Consider the following 18,688-nt stretch of genomic DNA (forward strand, 5'->3'; position numbering starts at 1 on the left):
ATGGGAGAATAAAAATGAATGAATCCACAATGCAGAGATTGCGCTATAATTACGAACCGAAAATCCCAAAAGTATTTGCGGAACCTTTGAGTTTGATTAAGCCGGAAATAGGAGAGGCTACACACGCGCAATCTAATCAGGCGGAATTAAAAGAAATATTCCCACATACTTACGGAATGCCCATTATCAGATTTGTAAAGGGAAAATCGGAAGTAGAGCATAAGCCCTTAAAATTCGGTGTAATTCTTTCGGGGGGACAGGCTCCCGGAGGTCACAACGTAATTTCCGGTCTTTTTGATGCCCTAAAAAAAGGTAATGCAAATTCCAAACTTTACGGATTTTTAAGAGGCCCTGAAGGTTTGGTAAAAGGGCGTTATGTCGAAATAAAAAAAGCCTTAATCGATAAGTACAGAAATACGGGCGGCTTTGACATAATCGGCTCAGGAAGAACAAAGATAGAAACTGAGGAACAGATTGAAAGTTCTATTCAAAACGTAAAAAAATTAAAACTGGATGCCCTTATCATAATCGGAGGAGATGATTCGAATACAAATGCGGCTTTTTTGGCAAAATACTTTATTCAGGCAAAATTAGATACCAAGGTTATAGGCGTTCCAAAAACAATAGACGGCGACTTAAAAAATCAATACATCGAAACTTCCTTCGGTTTTGATACTGCAACAAAACTCTATTCGGAGTTAATCGGAAACATTTGCCGAGACGTAAATTCCGCACGTAAATATTGGCATTTTATAAAGCTCATGGGACGCTCTGCAAGCCACATAGCCCTTGAATGTGCCTTAAAAACCCAGCCCAATGTCTGCTTAATCGGTGAAGAACTGGCCGAAAAAAAGGTTACCTTACAGCAGGTTACAGATTACATTGTGGATATAATTGTAAAAAGATCCCAAAAAGGCGAAAACTTCGGGGTTGTTTTGGTTCCGGAAGGAATTATAGAATTTATCCCTGAAATGGATGAATTGATTGAAGAAATAAATGATATTATGGCCGAAAAGACTTCAGCCTTTTCAAAGCTAAAGACCTTTGCAGGAAAAAAATCTTGGCTTCAAAAACACTTGTCCAAAAAAGCCTTTGCTCTTTTTGACAACCTGCCTGAAAACATTTCTTTACAGCTTTTAATGGATAGAGACCCACACGGAAATGTTCAAGTTTCCCGCATTGAAACTGAAAAACTTTTAATAGATTTGGTTACCAGAAAAATAACCGAGATGAAAAAGGAAGGTACATATAACGGAAAATTCAGTACCTATGCTCATTTTTTCGGATATGAAGGGCGCTCTGCCTTTCCTTCAAACTTTGATTCGGATTATTGTTATACCTTGGGCTTTACGGCCTTTTTATTGGCACTTAACGGCTTTTCAGGCTATATAGCTTCGGTTAAAAACCTGACTGATGAGGTAGAACATTGGCTTCCTTGCGGCGTACCTCTTTCCATGATGATGAATATGGAAAGAAGAAAGGGTAAGATGACTCCGGTTATAAAAAAATCCGTAGTAGATCTAAACGGTAAACCTTTTAAAACCTATGAAAAAAATAGGGATAAGTGGGCTGTCGAAACCCTTTACCGATTCCCCGGAGCAATTCAATATTTCGGTGACCTTGAAGTATGTGACATACCTACTAAGACCCTCTTACTCGAAAAAGGAAATTTAAAAGAAAAGAGGAAGAAAAAATAAATTGATTTTAAAAATAAAAGCACCGATTAAAACCGGTGCTTTTTTAATTTGAAAGTTTTTACTTAAAAAACATTCCGATAAAATCTTTTTTTTCCAGACTTCCGAAATAGGGTGTTAGATCAGTGTTTCTAAGTTTTTCTGTTAAAACACTTTCGGAATACTCGCAGCCGTTTAAAAGTTCTTCCAGTTCTGCCTTATCGGCTGTACCGAAAAAATCCCCGTGAATTTTTAAAGAATTTATTTTCATGTTTTCAACATTAAAAAATACTTCGATACTGCCTATTGGAAAACGCTCGTAGTGAGAATATTCTGCCTTTGGAGAGGCTCCGTAATTCCATTCTTTACGGGAAAATCTTTCCTCATAAATTTTCATAACACCTTTAAGTTCTTCTTCCGAAAGTTTATACTCGACAGGCTCTTGATTTTCAACTTCAAAGATTGCTTTTAAAAGTTCGTCTTTAAATTGGTCAACTGTAATATCGCGTTTTAAATATGGTTTTATATTTGTTACCCTTGAGCGGACACTTTTTACGCCTTTAGATTCAAGTTTTTCTTTTCGGACAGTCAAGGCTTTGGAAAGGGCTTCCATTTCCACATTAAAAAGAATGGAACCGTCGCTTAAAACCCGTCCCTGCCAAACCGACTGAGACGCCCCTATACATTTTTGCCCTTCAATCGTAACATCGTTTCTGCCTGAAAGTTCTGCATCAACTCCGATTTTTTTTAAAGCATTTACAATCGGAATATAATATTTTTTAAAATCAATCTTTTCGTTTCCTTTTGTTTTTGTAACAAAAGAAAAGTTTAAGTTTTCGAGGTCTTGATAGATGGCCCCTCCGCCTGTAATACGTCTGACAACCTTTATACCGTTTTCATTTATATATTTTTCGTTTATTTCCTGATAGGTATTTTGATTTTTACCTAAAAGAATAGTGGGGCTGTTACTCCATAAAAAAACATATTCCTCATTTTCCAAAGGGAGGTTCCTAAAGCAGTACTCTTCAAAGGCCATATTATATTCGGGGTCATGCGAATTGTTAACTATGTATTTCATGGAAAGCTATTATAATAAAAAAATGATTTTATGCAAGAGTATCATAGAGAGCATCCCAATAGCATAGGTCTTTATGTCTCAATGACTTATGAAAAACATTGTAAAAACTATTCAGGCATAATCTCAAAAAAGTAAAAAATGTATTTTTTTTAATTTACGTCTTGACAAATTAATATATGTATGATAAGTTTACGAATAGGCCGTTTTTGTGTGCGTATCATTTTCTCCCTTTAATTTGACGGCTTAATACTTTTATTTTTAGGAAAATTGTTTTTATGAAAAAATTAAGCATTAAACCGTTTTTGTGTTTATTGTTTTCTGTTTTAATATTTACAAGCGGCTGTTCAAGTGTGTGGAGTAAAAAGTACAAAGACGATGCAGGCGTTATGTATGGGATGATCTATGATGGAAATGAAGAAGGGGTTTCCGGGGTAAATGTAAAAGTGAATGGAGGGCTAAAAGCAGTATCGGACGGGCAGGGCAGGTTTATCTTAAAATTTTTATATGCAGACATAAAGGATAAAAAAGAACAAAGGATAGAGCTTGAAAAAGAAGGCTATGAGAAAATTGAAGAAGTATTTTATTATGAGCCTATGAGTTTATTGCATATAAGGATGGAAAGCGGAGAAGATATATTAAAAGAAGCTGAAAGTTTGATAGATGAAAAAGAATATAGACGGGCAGAAGAATCTATAGATAGGGTTATAAAAATAGAAGAGTATCGGGATGAAGGTCTTTTTTTAAAAGCAGTGATTAAATATAAAGAAGGAAAGAAAGAGGAAGCCGCTGAGTTGTTGGAAAAACTAAAAGAAAAAGATAATGAAAGCATAAAAAGCTTTTTAAGAAAATTAAAATGATCAGGATTTTAAATAATGGAAAAAGAAAATGCTAAACAGCAGTTAAAATCAAATATAAAATTTTCCGTTATACTCATAGTACTTTTATGTTTAAATATTTATACGGTTTTTCAAATAAAAAAAAGTCAAGAAGAAGTAAAAAATATAACTAAATTGCTTGAGCATATGGAAAAAAATATACTGGAAAGAATAGAGTACAATCGGGATGAAATAAATACGAAAATCGAGATAAGTACGGAAAACATATTAAACGAAATAAAAGAAACGGAAAAACTATTAAAACTGCAAGGTAAGGAAACGCAATTACAGCTTAAAAACCTATTCTCAAGTCAAAAAAGAATAAATGAAAACGATAAGAAAAAGGATCTAAGATTGATATATGCAGAGGGTATATTGGAAAAAAGAGAAACGGAAGCATATAATTTGCTAAAAGAAAAAAGATATGCAGCAGCATATAAAATATATAAAGAAATAAAGGAAAGTGATCCTGAAAGATTGAGCTCGCGATATTACGGAGTATATAGTTTGTTTTATTCAAATGAGATGGATAAAGAAAATTATGATTATATATTGGAAGAAATAGAATACTTAAGAAAAAACGGAATGGAAGAAAGCAGTTTTAAAATAATAGAAAACTTTATAAAAAGAGAAAAGGCAATAAACGATGAACAGAGTTAAGAGTTTACTATTAGCTATAATAATAATTTTTATAAGATTAGAAGCTGAACAAGTATATATAGCCCCTTTATTAAGTGTAGATGAAGGAGAGGAGAGCTATGAAACAGATACTAAATTGCAAGACGATATTTGTGAGAGCATAGAAGAGCAAAAAGAATTTTTAGGAGTAGAAATAATAAAGACGAGAAAAAAGATAAAACAGGTAAGGTCTTCATATGATGCGCTGAAATTATGCAGAGAAGAAAAAATAAAATATTTGATCTATGGCTGGATAAAGAAAAGTGAATACACATACGAAGGTGAATTAAGAATTTTTGACGGCGAGGGAAGGAAAAATATATTTACTGTGTATGAAAAAGATGGAATAGAAAATTATGAAAAATTTATAAAGAATATAAGCAAAAAAGTTCTGGATAGTTTACATGAAATTTTTTATATTCCGAAACAGGAAGAAGTGGAGAAGTATAGCAGAATAAATGTAGGGACTGATATTTGGTATTGGACATTTATGAATAAGGCTTTGGTAAAATACATGAGTGGGACTATCGGAATAGGCGGTAGTTTTGAAATAATACCTGATGATAGCGTGTTTTTTATAAAAACATATCCCGTTTATTTTTCGGTGGGATTATCTTTGGATTATAGATTGGGTGTAAACCGCAAAGAGGCGATAAAAAGTTATTTAAATAATATAAATGCAGTAGGATATACAAATATGTACATAAACTTTTATGATATTCATAGAGTTTACGCCAAAGCCGGAGTCTTATACAGTTTAGACATCGTATCATATCAAGATAAATATTCGGATAGTAAAGTTAATACATCGGGAGCTGTTGGAATTATTACAGGTATCGGTTATAAATACGCAGTAACTGAGAAGATAAAAATAATATTTGCGAATGAATTTGAGTTTGTATTCTATAAAAATGTAATGAGTAAATATCTAGGAAAGGTTGGAGTTGAGTTTGAAGTTTTTAAAAAGGAGTATAAAAGAAAATGAAAGGGAAAATATTGAAATTACTTATAATAGTCATTGTAATTTTTAATGGAGCGTGCGGAACCGGAGTATATGAGATAGTATCGAGAGATCAAAGAGATCCTGATAATTTTTATGTAAACGTAGATTCTTTTAGCGAAGAAAATGTAATAAAATGCATTTGGGAAGAAGATGAAAGGTGCGATAAATACATATTGATGAGAAGTGAAGATAAAAACGTATTAAAGTTTAAAGAAGTGTATAATGGAGAAGGGACGGAATATGAAGATAGAGTATTAAAAGAAGATACAAGATATATCTATAGACTTGATAAGATTAGAGGTAAAAAAAGATTTTTAGGGAATATACATTACATGGGCATATACAGTAAACAGGTAAAAGATGTATATGAACCCAACGACAGAAAAGAAAAGGCTGTATTATTGCAAAACGATATACAAGGAAATGTATATTATTATAGGTCGCATGAAGGGACTGTTTTAGAAGATGAGGATTGGTATAAGGTAAGAATACCTGCAAAAAGACAGGCTACGATAGCAATAGTATACGATGCAGCTAATTTACCTTTTATAATAACAAAACCGTATAACGGCAGCAGTGAAAAACCTGCAAATAATGTGGGTATCATAATAAAAAATGATACGGATGTAGAAAAAGAATTAAGCTTTAAAATATCATTGGATAGGAACATAGTGGTAAGCGGCAGTGCGGGAGGAGGATGCTATCCATATACGTTAAGACTTATATCAATAAAATAGGAAAGAAATAATGAGAAAGAAAACGATTTTATTTATATTATTTTTCTCGGTATGTATGCTATATGGGCAAGAAGGAGTTAAAGATACAAAAAGTGAAAAATATGAATTAAAGTATATTGAAGTAAAAAAATTTATAGATGCATTGCCGGAAGAACTGAAAAAAAATAAGATAAATGTATTGGCGGATATAAACGGATTTATAATAAGATGTACTCAAGAAGAACAAAAAATAGTGGAAGAATATATAAAGATACTGGATATAGAAAAAGAAGAGAGAGCGATATTATTAAAATATATATCTTCGGAGGAATTGTTAAAACATCTTCCACCTGCCGTAAATAGAGAAAGTATAGTAGTAACCGGAAATCCCAATTTAATATTTTTTAGAGGGAGCAATATAAAGAGGGAAAAGTTTTTAAAAGAAATGGAGCTGATAGATAAACCTAAGGCACAGATAAGGTATCAGCTGTTGGTAGTGCAATATGAAAAAAGTGAAAACATAAACTGGGCGAAAAGTCTTGAAGTAAAAAAAGCTAAGGGAAAGCCTATGAGTGAGTTTTCAGGTATAATGAGCAATATATTTAATATAAATTTTGATATAGTCAGCAAATTTGGTTATCAATTTATAGCAAAACTTAATTTTGAATTAGCTGAAAATAAGGCAAGAGTTTTAGCGGATACAACATTAAACGGAATAACGGGAGAAGAAGTAAGGTTTCAAAATACCAATACATTCAGATATATAGATAAAACTCTTGATTCAAACGGTAAACCTTTATACGGTTCGATGAGAGAGATAACATCGGGTTTATTACTTAACATAAAGGGTAATGTATCCGGAGACGGAATGATAACGATGGAAGTAAATGCACAAGTGTCAAAACAGGGCTCAGGCGGAGTTACAAGCGGTGTTTTACCTCCGACATCCGAAAAAATAGTAAAAACAAAAGTGAGAACGCCCTCCGGCAAGCCGATTATAATAGGCGGACTATTACAGGTTGAACAAAACTCAAGCGAAAAAAAAATTCCCGGCTTAGGAGACATACCGATAGCAGGCTTAGCTTTTAAAGATATAAACGGCTCTGAAACAGTAACGGAAATGGTCATCTACATCGTGCCGTACATACATCGAGAAAGAGAGAAAAAGATGGGTAAGAAAGAGAGGCTATTAAGGTTATATAAAAAATACATAGAAGGAGAAGATAAAGAATGAAAAAAATAAAGAAGGTGATAATCTTAATTATAATATTTGTGATAACAGGCTGCGTTAATCCTTATAACCGGATAAGGGATGGAGAAAGCGGGATTTTTGAAGAAGGTAATGATCTTGAAGGAAATGAAGATGAAGAGGGAGGAACAAATCCATTTGAAGATAAGTTATTTAAAAAAGAAGGAGAAAAAATAATATTAAAAACAAACAATGCAAAATATTGGGGAGTTAGGGGCTATACGTTATGGAAATTTTTAGGAAAAGAAATAAATAAAAAAGAGCCGAGTATAAAAGTAGTAAAAAAAGAAGGAGCAAGCGAAGCAGGATACGGATTAGTATGCTACAGCACAAAGACGGAGGCAGGGCAGAAAAAATATAGAATGCTCGTGATTTTAATACATGTAGACGGGAAGTATTCTATAGGATACGTAGTAAACGGCTTATACAAACACATAGCGTGGAAAAAAGAAAGTAAAGAACTTAATAAAGGGTACGGGATAGAAAACAGTATAAGCGTAAAGAAGGAAGGGAAAAAAATAGAAATATATTTTAACGATGAAAGTTATTTAAGGAAGCCTTCATATACGATAAACGACTCAAGTGAATATTTACTTGGAGAAGGGGAAGCCGGGTTAATAGGAGTAGTTTCGGCAAAAGATAAGTTCCCTGATGATTTTGTGTGGATAGAATACAAAGTGAAGTAAATATTTAAAATAGGTAAAAAAAAGATTTTAAATAAAACCTTATAAAAGAAGAGGAGATAAAAGCAAATGAGAAAGATAATGAAAAGAATAAAAGAAAAAAGCATTTCGATAATATTATTTATAGCATATATGACGGTAGGAGTATTACCCATAAACCTATATGGTGAAGGAGTCGGAGAGGAGCAGATAAAAATAAACAACTCTATCTTATTGGCAAGCAAGGTAATAGGGAAAGAAGGAGGCGTTATAGAAGGAGAAGGAATAAGATTTGAAATACCTGAAGGAGCATTAGAAGAAGAAACTGAAATAAAGATAAGCAGATTAATAAGAGTAGAAGAGGGAGAAATAAAAAACGTAACGGCAGGAGAAGGCGGATACAGATTTGAACCTGAGGGGCAAAAATTTAAAAAAGAGTGTATTATAAAAATGGCATATGATGAGCGTATCGAAGAAGAATATGCACAAGAGATATATACGTATTATTATAATAAAAGAAAGAAGGCATGGGAAGCGTTAAAAAGGAAGGGCATAGATGTAGAAAAAAAGGTAATAGAGTCTTACACAAATCATTTTACGGATATGATAAATGGGACGTTAAGCTTACCTGAATCGCCCGGTCCTGTAAACATAAACTTAAACAGCATAAAAGAACTAAAAGCAGCGGATGCGGTAGGGGGGATAGAAAGAATAGAAGGATTAAAGGGCGGAAGTGAAGGAAGTGCCTCATTTAACATGAAACTGCAATTACCCGGCGGAGTAAGAGGGTTTACACCTGAGTTGGCGGTAAGCTATTCAAGCGGAAGCGGGTATGGAGTATTGGGCAAAGGTTTTAGTTTAAGCGGAATAGAAAGCATAAGTATAGATACAAGATTGGGCTTACCTGAATATAACGGCAAAGACACGTATATAATAAACGGAATAAAGGTAAGATATGAGGGAGGAGGATGGAAGGAAGAGAAAAAACAAAGTTATGCAGCAATAAAAAATGAGTGGGCAGAAAGGAAGGGAAGCGAAAACTATTTTGAGATAAGAGAAAAAGACGGAAGTGTTAAAATATATGGGCTAAGGAATTGGAGCGGAATAAGTGAAGGTAAAAAATATATATATTACTTGGATGAGATAAGGGACAGCTTTGGGAACATAATAGAATATAACTATGAAAATGGAAAAAGCGTAGAAGGGGAAGAGGTAGTATTAAAGGAAATAGTGTATGGGAAAGAAAGAGAGAGACGAATAAAGATAGAGTATGAGGGAAGAGAGGATGTAAGAGTAGAGGGAAGAGGAAAGTATTTAAAGAAAGAAAGTAAAAGAATAAGAGAGATAAGAAGTGAAGTTAAAGGAGAGGAAGTAAAGACATATAAATTTAATTATAAAGAAAACACATTTTTAGAAAGCTTATTGGATAGCATAGAGGTAACGGGAAGGGGAAGAGAAGAAGGAAAATACGCATACAGGTTTGAATATGAGGATGCCGGGAAGTATGAAGATGGAAGCATAAGAGTCTTTGGAGAAACGGAGAGGTGGTATAAGGGAAGCGGAATTCTTGATAAAAATACGGGCGGAATACGCGTAACAAGCGGAAATTCGAAGGGAGCCAATATTTCAGGGTCAGGGGGCATAGGAGTTGGTGATCTGACTGGAAAGTATGATGGAAGGATTACGGTAGGAGGAGGAGGGAGTAAAAGTTCGGGAAATAGTGTAAGTGAGCAGCTATATTTGGATATAAACGGAGACGGAAGGCCTGATGCGGTTTCACAATGCAGGGGTGGATTTTTGGTTAGTCTTAATACGGGGAATGGTTTTGGCCCTGCTGAAAAATGGGATGCCGATATTGAAGGAATAGAAAAAGAAGTCAGTGACAGTACAGGAACAAGTCTAAATGTATATGGAGGAATTGGAACCCCTGATGGAGTACCCTCACCAGGATTCACATATTCACGTGCAAAACAAGATACGATAACAAAGTTAAAAACTTCATTTAGCGATATTAATGGAGACGGTTTTATAGATATAGTAATAGAAGGAGCGGGGTATTATTTGAGGAATACGGGTAAAAGATTTGTCCGTACTGAATTTGAAAATATAGATAGTTTAAAGATAGCCGAAATCAAACTTGATAAAGCGGCAGCTAAAGAATACAATGATAGTTTTTATCAACAAAATCCGTTTCGGAATTGGATCGGCCGGTACAATGGAAAGATAGAAATAGAAACTGAAGGAAGATTTGATGACGGTGAAAGTAATTATGATGAGATATGGTTTCAAATATATAAAGGAAATAAAAAAATATCAAACAAAATAATAAATGAAGGGAATAGATATAGCCATAGTATTAATGAAGACAGTATAAAAGGTAGAGGAAACTTATATTTTGTACCTTATGGAGAATGTAAAAAAAGCGGTCAGAGAATAAAATGGAATGTGAAGGTAAGATATAAAAGTATAGAGCCCTTTTCAGATATGGAAAATGTAGTATTATGGAGGGTAGATAGAGAAAGTATTCTAAAGGATACGGAATTAGAAATATTGAGAGGAAAAGAATATGAAGATGAATATACATGGCAATATGTGGTCAAAGACGATTGGCAAGAAATATTAAATGAAGGAATAAATAAAGATAATGTAGAAAAAACAAAAGCAGCTTATTACTTAATAAAAAACGGTTATTTTGTACCAAAATATATATACAAAGAAGACATGGATTTAATTTTACAGGCTAGGGGGTATGAAGGTGATGATAAACAAAAAGAATTAAAAAAATTGCTTATAAGTATGTATACATATGAAATAACAAGTGAAAAATATATTTTACATGATAAAGATGTGTTGTCATATAAGTTTAAAGATTGGCCTGGAAGAAATCCTATCGATAAAGAAATAAAACTTAGGAATGTATTTAAGAATATAGATGTGCAAACTTTAGAAAAGATATTAAGATATAAAAATAAATATATAAGGGGATTAGAAGAGAATATATATCCTAATAAAGGATTATTTACCGGAGACACATGGGAAATTAAAGGGAAAGAGAAAAGGAGAGAGGTGAAATTTAAAGGTATCGGATATATAGATACCAATGGGGATATTTATTTAGATAAAATAGATAATAAATTTGTAATATTAAAAAATAGAAAGATTTTTCTTGAAGAAGAAGAATTTGGAGAAGTGATAGCAGTAGAAGAAAGTTATAGGCAGAAAAGAATAAAAACAAAAATAAACAGTAACAAAATAGTTTTAACCTATGAATTGAATAATTATCAGCCGAAAGCATTTAAACTTTCATATGAAGAATTTATGAAGGTATGGAAAGAGAATAAAGGATATGTGTCCTACACATTGGATAATGAAAAATGGAAAAAGATAAATAAAGGACTTTATTTAAAAATAGAAAAAATGGCAGAAAAACTGAAAGGAGAAGAAGGAAAATTATTTATAGGCAGTGTTTATAAAATTAGTGAGGAAGGAAACCATTATAATATAAAAGAGGAGATAAGTGAGGAAGAAAAAGAAAGATTAAATAAAATACTGATTGAATATGGATTATCGATATTTATTAAGGAGCGTAAGTATGAATATGATGATATAGAAAAAATATATAATTTAAAAGATATTGAAGCATTAAATCTTCTTACAAAGGAAGAACTCCTTGCTTTAGAAGGAGAAGCTTACACACATGCTTTATTAAAATACAATAAACTTAAAGATGATGAGCAAAATATAGGTTTAGGCCGATATGATGTAATAAAAACATATCTTAAATATGATAAGAATAATGAATATCAGGTTATGGATTATAGAGGAGAGCATCCATATATAAGGCTTCCTATATTTGAAAATGGAATTTTAAAATCAAAAAATATATTTATAGAGACTTGGGATAGTGCAAAAGATTTTTCAAACAATCAATTATCGGAAGAAGTTATTAAATATACTGAAGCAGAAAAACGTAAATATAAAGAGTTGCATGAAGTAGAAGAGAATGGAGAAAAAATTATAAAGGAGGTAGAAGTAGAAAAAATAATAAACATTGATACTAAATGCGGAGTAAAAGAATTTTTATCAGGGGGAAATAAACAATGGTATTATGGTGTATGGATAAAAGACCAAAACTATGAGGAAAATGCATTTAGTGAAGAAAAATTGAAGAGGATAGCATATGAATCTTCTAATGCAATAAATAAAGATATCAATGATATGGAATCCAATAAGGATAATATTTCAAAAAATCTGAATGGAAAAGAAACTCCGTTGTATTATCCTATTAGAAAGAATGAGGAGTTTATACTTTCAGATGGACAAAAAATAACACCCATAAAAAAGGAAGCAGAGTCTAAAAAAGATATAGACGAACAATATTATATAGGAAACGTTTCGGAATCTTTATCTGAAAACGAAGATAGTTTACAAAAATATTGCCCGTATATAAAAGAAGACCTTATATTTATAAATAGGAGCGGCGGTACTGTATATTATACTATTCCCGGAATAAAGCCTTCAAATTTGTCTGGTATATCAATTAGACGTTCAGTAAATAAAAGTAAAGAGGACTCTTTTTCCCCTTCTTTAAATTATACTAAGATTTTTAATGTTATTAAGAGTAAAGATATAGAAGATTTAATGAAAGGCCTTGCTGATGAAATGGAGAAAATACAAGAAATATCTATTAGCGGCGATATCAGCCGTAGTACAAGCCGAGGAAAATCGTATGTCGATATTTTATTGAGTGATGTAAACGGAGACGGAAAAGCGGATATAATACAAAAAGAAGGGCAAAATATAAAAGTTTCTTTAGGAGACGGAAAAGGTTTTGAAAAAGAATATTATATTCAAGATTTGAGTAAAATTATAGAAACCTCCGATAAGATAACATCAACCGGAGGAGGTGTAAGCGGAGGAGGAGTAAATAAAAAAGTATACAGCTCCAAAGGAAAACTGCTTTATTCGACAATCGTAAATCCTATAAGTACAGGAGCCAATTTAAGCAAATCTAAGGGGTCCGGAGTAGATGAAACTTCCTTTATGGATATAAATGGAGACGGTTTACCTGATAGCGTGAGAAACGAAGGTTCTTATTTGAACTGCGGGGATAAGGTATGCTTTGTAGGAGATAATATTTTAAAAGTAAATCTAGGAAAAACTGAAACACATACCGTATCAGGAGTTTTAAATCTTTCAACATCTTTGAGTAATACTTATGCCAATGAAGGCGTAAAAACCGATACGGTATCGGCCAATTTATCGGGTTCACTGTCATATTCGGGAAGTTATACCGACACGAAAAGACAGTTTGTAAATTTACGAGGTCATTTACCAGATATGATGAGTCTTAGTAATAAAAATAATGCGGCTGTAATCACCCTAAATACCGGCGGAAAGATAGAAAAGGAGATGACGATAAATCTTCCTGAATGGGATTTATCGTCTGAAGATAAAGCAAAATTATTTTTTGTAAGTGATGCTAATTTGGGTGTGGCTTTTTTAAAAAATATTCCGGGATTGGGAAAATATCTAAACAGCGGTTTTGATTCGGCCGTTTTAAGCGATGGATTGGCTTTAAACCCATTGTCTGCATTTCTTATAAAAAAGATTAATTGTTTAAATATGTCTTCAACCGTAAATTTCGGTGCCGGCACAAACGGAGGAGTTTCAGGCAATGTATTGATACCTCTTACAGGTTATAGTCTAAACCTGTCATTTTCGGCAGGAGCAGGTGTTAATGCATCGGGAAGAGTTTCCGGTGTAAACGTTTCAATGCTTGACATAGACGGCGACGGTTTAGCTGACCGAGTATTAAGAATACCGGGAAGTAACGGAGCCGTGTACGTCCAGCGCAATCTTTTAGGAAAGGTAGGCTTACTTAAAAAAATAAAATTACCCCAAGGCGGAAGCTATGAATTAAAATATGAGCGGGTAGGAAACACCGTAGACCTTCCCCAAGCCAAATACGTATTAAGCGAAGTAACGGCAAGGTCGGGCCTAAAAACTAAAACAGGCAATGAACAAGAGTATACAACCCATTACACTTACGATGACGGTTATTATAACAGAATAGAAAAAGAATTCTACGGCTTTAAAACGGTAAGAAGTAAAAACGCAATAGGTACGGAAACGGAAACCGAATACTATATCGACTCTTACTACCGCAAAGGCATGGTAAAAAAAGAGACTATAAAAAACGGAAACCAAGTATACTCAATAAAAGAATACGAGGTAGACACAGCTCCGCATGCGAGAATAAAAAAAGAAGTAAACACCGTACGGGAAGGGTACAGTGAAATAAAAACTGAAAGCGAATACGAGTACGACAAATACGGCAACGTTACAAAACTCTATGATAAGGGAGACGTAACAAACACAAACGACGACATCATAGCCGAGATAACGTACTGGAAAGGCGGAAACCGAGAAACATACTTTAAAGCACACCCTGAAAAAATACAAGTCTTACACGGAAAGACGGGAACTCTCTTACGCAAACGGGAAGGAAGCTATGATGCAAGAACCGGCGCCTTAACCGAACTAAAACAATACACAACGCAGTCGGCGTATCTATTACACCGCATAGAATGGACGGATGAAGGAAACATAAAAGCGCTAACAGGCCCGACCGGAAAGCGAAGTGAATACAAATACCTTGACGGTATATACCCGATTGAAATAAAAGAGGTAAGCTCTAAAGGAGAAGCGCCTTACATAAGCGAAATAGAATGGGACAGCGTCTTAGGCGTAAAGCTAAAAGAAACAGATAGTGCAAACAACACCATGAGTTATAAATATGACAACTTTGGAAGAGTAACCGAGGTGAGAAGTCCCTACGATTATGAAAGAGATAAAAACAACGGAAAAATAATCAAAGCCGGAGAAACCCCTTATGCAAAATATGAATATCACACACCGGCCGATTCCTTTTGGTACACCGTAACCGAAAACAAAATAAGCACCGAAGCCGAAGACAGCGGTGTAATGAAGACGATTGTAATTCACGACGGTCTGGGACGCATAAGCTACACAGCCAAAGAAGGAGAAGTGTACATTGACGGAACGAATGATCAAACCCAAACGGGCTGGAACATCTCAAGTGTAATCAACTACGACAAGGCAGGACGAAAGAGTGAAGAAGGAATGCCCTTCTTTTACGGAGGGAACTTAGAACAAGAACTGGTAAATAAAAACTCTTATCAAGCCCTTGAATCTTTTTACGAACTAAATAATTTTACAACGATAAGAAACGGAACAAAATACGAATATGACGACATTGACCGAAATATCCTAACCACGCTTCCAGATGGCCACACACAAAAAACGGAATACTCGATAGACTCTTCTTTACAAATAACAAAGGCAACCGACCCGAAAGAAAACATAAGCATAAGCAAAAAAGATGCACGGGGAAACATACGGGAAGTAGAACGCTTAGATAAAAATAATAGCCTCCTTACAAAGGCAAGATACGAATATTCGGTGTTAGGAGAAATGCTAAAAGCCTACGATGCTAAAGACAACTTATTGGCGGTAAACTATGATATGTTAGGACGGCGAATAAGTTTAGAAAGCAAGGACACCGGCAAAAAAGAATGGATATATGATGATAAGGGCCGGCTTTACGCAGAAACGGACTCAGTATTAAAAAACAAAGCTGCCGAAATAAGATATGAATACGACGGCTTTGACCGCATAATAAAGACAGACTATCCTTTTAGCCAAGACATAGAATATAAATACGGAGCGCCGGGACAAAAAGGAGCAGGGCAAGTAGTCTACAAAAAAGATGAGACGGGAGAAACGCATTATAGTTACGGAAACTTAAACGAGGTAATAAAAGAAACAAGAACGATAAACCGCTATGGAGCGGGAACTAATCCTGAAACTGCAAGCTTTGAATACCGCTCGGACTACCTTGGCCGAATGCAGAGTATGAAATACCCTGACGGAGAAACCATAACCTACACCTACGATAAAGGCGGACAGCTCAAGGGAGTGAGCGGAGCAAAAACTACAAACAAGGGTAGTATAAAATACTCCTACGTCGATAAAATCCTATATGACGAACACGCACAAAGAGTATATATAAAGTATGGAAACGGCGTAGAAACACGGTACAAATATGATGAAAAACGAAGATGGCTTGATACAATAGAAACAAAGAATAACCAAACTCAGGATATCTTCCAAAAAATAAAGTACTCATTTGACCCTGTAGGAAACGTACGAGGTTATAATAACGACGCAACTACCTACGAAACACAACAAACATATTCTTATGACAACTTGTACCAACTGATAAGCGTAGAAGGAACAAGCAACCAATACAAGGGTAAAAAAAGCTTCGGCATGACACCCGTAAGCATTGCAAAATACAGACAAACCTTTGCCTTTGACGCCATAGGCAACATGACCAATAAGCTAAGTACTACCAACATACCCGGTTCCCAAGGAAACTCGTATCCCAAAGCAGAACTTGATTACAGCCTCGACTACGAATACGATCCGGCTTACGCTCATCGACTAATCCATGCAGGCACCCGATACTACCGATACGACGCAAACGGCAACATAACGGCAGAAAAAGACGGACCATTTACGGATGAAGAAGAATTTACCTTTACATACTCCTATTTTGAAAATGAAGACGTCTACGGTGCCGATTACGGCTTCGGCCTTGATGCTCCGAAAGAAACCGAACAGGCAAACCCGCAAGACCTCTTTGCTTACAGGCGCAACTACACCTGGAACGAGCGTAACCTCTTAACCAAATCAAGCGACCGCAACTTTACCGTCCACTACCGCTATGGAGACGACGGGCAAAGAGCACTAAAATACACCGACGAGGGAAGAAGTGAAACCTTATACTTCAATAATTTCTTTACGATACACATACCCACACAAGATCAGAATAACCCGCAAGGTTTACGGGTGCACAAGCATATCTTTGTCGGTAACTCACGTCTTGTAACGGCAATGACACATACGGATAACCACGGCGACAATGAAGAACAAAAAGCAAAAAGATATTACTACCACAGTGACCATTTGGGAAGTGCACAATTTGTAACAGACTGGAAAGGCAGACAGTATGAGCATATTGAATACACACCCTACGGAGAGCTATGGATTGAAGAAGTTGCTGCAGGCTTAGATAAACTTCCCTTTAGGTTTACGGGGAAAGAGCTGGATGAGGAGACGGGGCTTTATTATTATGGAGCTAGGTATCTTGACCCGAAGTATAGTAGATGGCTGTCAGGAGATCCAGCACTGGGTGAGTATATTCCGCAAGCTCCGGTAAATGACGAAGCTAAAAAGCACAACGAGAACCTGCCGGGCATGGGCGGGGTATTTAATGTTGTAAACTTACATGTGTATCATTATGCGGGGAATAATCCGGTGAAATATACGGATCCGGATGGGAAAATAACATGGAATAGAGCTGAGGATGGAGATATTCATTATAATAGTTTATATAATCCTGATCTTAGAAATTGTTATGCAGTATTTTCTATAAATACTGAACATTATAGGGCAACAAGAGAGACAAATACTATAAAAAATCACTCTTATAGTTTATCAGGAACAAAAGATATCATAGAAATTAGACAAGGAGGTATTGAGGCGCAAACTATAACTACAGTTACTTTGAAACGATTTAATATAAATCTTGATGGCAAGAATTATGATGTATTTAAAATGGAAGGTGAATCTAATATTAGATTACTTTTTATATCAAATACTAAACACTTAAAATCTTCATTTTTTGCTAACGATCCACTAGGTGATGATAAATCAATATATAATGGTTTTTATAACTTAAATAATTTTATAGATTTTCTTAAAGGAGAAGATGCAAACAAATTAGCTTTTGCTGCTATAAGTTTTGGGTTGGCCTTTTTTCTAAATCCTGTTGAAGCTAATTTTACAGATGGATTATTTAATCATTTATCTTCAAAAGCAGAGGGGCAAGTTCCGACAACTTCCGGTATAGATAAGGATACGTTGGATTTACTCAGTCAAATAATTGAGGAGTATGAGAGATAATATATGTATAAAAATATAAAAAAAGAATTATTCCTTTTAATTATAATGCTCATTATATTTATCTTGTTTATTATGAGCAGATGTGAAGTCAATGAAAATGCGGTATATGTAAAATTATTATCTGAGGACACTTATTTTGATTTTAAGGAGCATATAGCACCAAAAGAAATTATAAATGAATTTAAAAGGATAAAAGGAAATTCATTAATTCCATCATTTATACACTGTATTGCAGAATCCTCTGATTGTTTACTGTATGAAGATGAAAGTAATATTTTTCATATTATAAAAATAGAAAATGGACAGCTTCAAGATTCTTTGTATAAACCAAAATTTGAATATACTATAGACGGAACTTATATATATTTTGTCTTTGAAGATGAATTTCTTAATTATGTTGATAGAATTTTAATGTGTTTAAAACTAAATGGACAAAAAGCGGGGCTTTATCCTATTCCTATCAGTACGATTATTTTAAAATGTGAAGCAATTATTCAAATCGAAAAATTGTCAGGATCAACTTTGGAAAATATTGATTTTGAAATTGCATATACCCATTATTATGGGGAAAATTGGACTTTGCCTTTCAAAGATTTATATAAGAAGGAGTAAGATTATTTTTGTAACCAATTAGTGAAATATATCATACAGTCAACTTAAATGTTTATCACTGAATAGATTCCTTTGTGTTTTGATAATAT

General features: G+C 34.2%; 10 protein-coding genes. 9 read left to right on the top strand and 1 reads right to left on the bottom strand.

All coding sequences use genetic code 11. From position 1 onward, the window contains the following. Positions 1 to 14: 14 nt before the first annotated feature. A complete protein-coding gene (locus TDE_RS07430; protein WP_010956991.1) occupies positions 15 to 1,697 on the top strand; it encodes a diphosphate--fructose-6-phosphate 1-phosphotransferase in 1,683 nt (560 codons plus the stop codon). A gap of 58 nt (positions 1,698 to 1,755) precedes the next feature. Here TDE_RS07430 and TDE_RS07435 read toward each other — a convergent pair whose 3' ends face one another. Next, a complete protein-coding gene (locus TDE_RS07435; protein ID WP_002679211.1) occupies positions 1,756 to 2,751 on the bottom strand; it encodes a lipoate--protein ligase in 996 nt (331 codons plus the stop codon). 275 nt (positions 2,752 to 3,026) lie between these two features. On the opposite strand from TDE_RS07435, the gene TDE_RS07440 reads away from it, so the two are divergent. The 8 genes from TDE_RS07440 (at position 3,027) to TDE_RS07475 (ending at position 18,599) form a co-directional block, all read left to right on the top strand. Continuing rightward, the gene (locus TDE_RS07440) at positions 3,027 to 3,608 is read left to right on the top strand and encodes a hypothetical protein (RefSeq protein WP_002679212.1); all 582 of its coding nucleotides are present in this window, start codon (positions 3,027 to 3,029) and stop codon (positions 3,606 to 3,608) included. 15 nt (positions 3,609 to 3,623) lie between these two features. Continuing rightward, positions 3,624 to 4,286, top strand: coding sequence for a hypothetical protein (locus tag TDE_RS07445; RefSeq protein WP_002679213.1), 663 nt, complete (start codon positions 3,624 to 3,626; stop codon positions 4,284 to 4,286). Then, the gene (locus TDE_RS07450) at positions 4,273 to 5,289 is read left to right on the top strand and encodes a hypothetical protein (protein ID WP_002679214.1); all 1,017 of its coding nucleotides are present in this window, start codon (positions 4,273 to 4,275) and stop codon (positions 5,287 to 5,289) included. The genes TDE_RS07445 and TDE_RS07450 overlap by 14 nt, the downstream gene beginning before the upstream one ends. Beyond that, the gene (locus tag TDE_RS07455; RefSeq protein WP_002679215.1) at positions 5,286 to 6,044 is read left to right on the top strand and encodes a hypothetical protein; all 759 of its coding nucleotides are present in this window, start codon (positions 5,286 to 5,288) and stop codon (positions 6,042 to 6,044) included. Before TDE_RS07450 ends, TDE_RS07455 begins: the two co-directional genes overlap by 4 nt. Before the next feature lie 10 nt (positions 6,045 to 6,054). Beyond that, on the top strand, positions 6,055 to 7,257 hold the full coding sequence (locus tag TDE_RS07460; RefSeq protein WP_002679216.1) for a type II secretion system protein GspD: 1,203 nt from the start codon (positions 6,055 to 6,057) through the stop codon (positions 7,255 to 7,257). Further along, complete coding sequence (locus TDE_RS07465) at positions 7,254 to 7,958, top strand: hypothetical protein (protein WP_002679217.1); 705 nt, start codon at positions 7,254 to 7,256, stop codon at positions 7,956 to 7,958. Before TDE_RS07460 ends, TDE_RS07465 begins: the two co-directional genes overlap by 4 nt. Before the next feature lie 66 nt (positions 7,959 to 8,024). After that, positions 8,025 to 17,987, top strand: a complete 9,963-nt coding sequence (locus tag TDE_RS07470; RefSeq protein WP_010956992.1) for a toxin TcdB middle/N-terminal domain-containing protein — start codon at positions 8,025 to 8,027, stop codon at positions 17,985 to 17,987. 3 nt (positions 17,988 to 17,990) lie between these two features. Then, positions 17,991 to 18,599 (top strand): hypothetical protein, encoded by a 609-nt coding sequence (locus TDE_RS07475; RefSeq protein ID WP_002679223.1) that lies wholly within the window; start codon positions 17,991 to 17,993, stop codon positions 18,597 to 18,599. The last annotated feature ends 89 nt before the right edge of the window (positions 18,600 to 18,688 follow it).

Origin of the sequence: Treponema denticola ATCC 35405, assembly GCF_000008185.1 — a bacterium.
GTDB lineage: Bacteria > Spirochaetota > Spirochaetia > Treponematales > Treponemataceae > Treponema_B > Treponema_B denticola.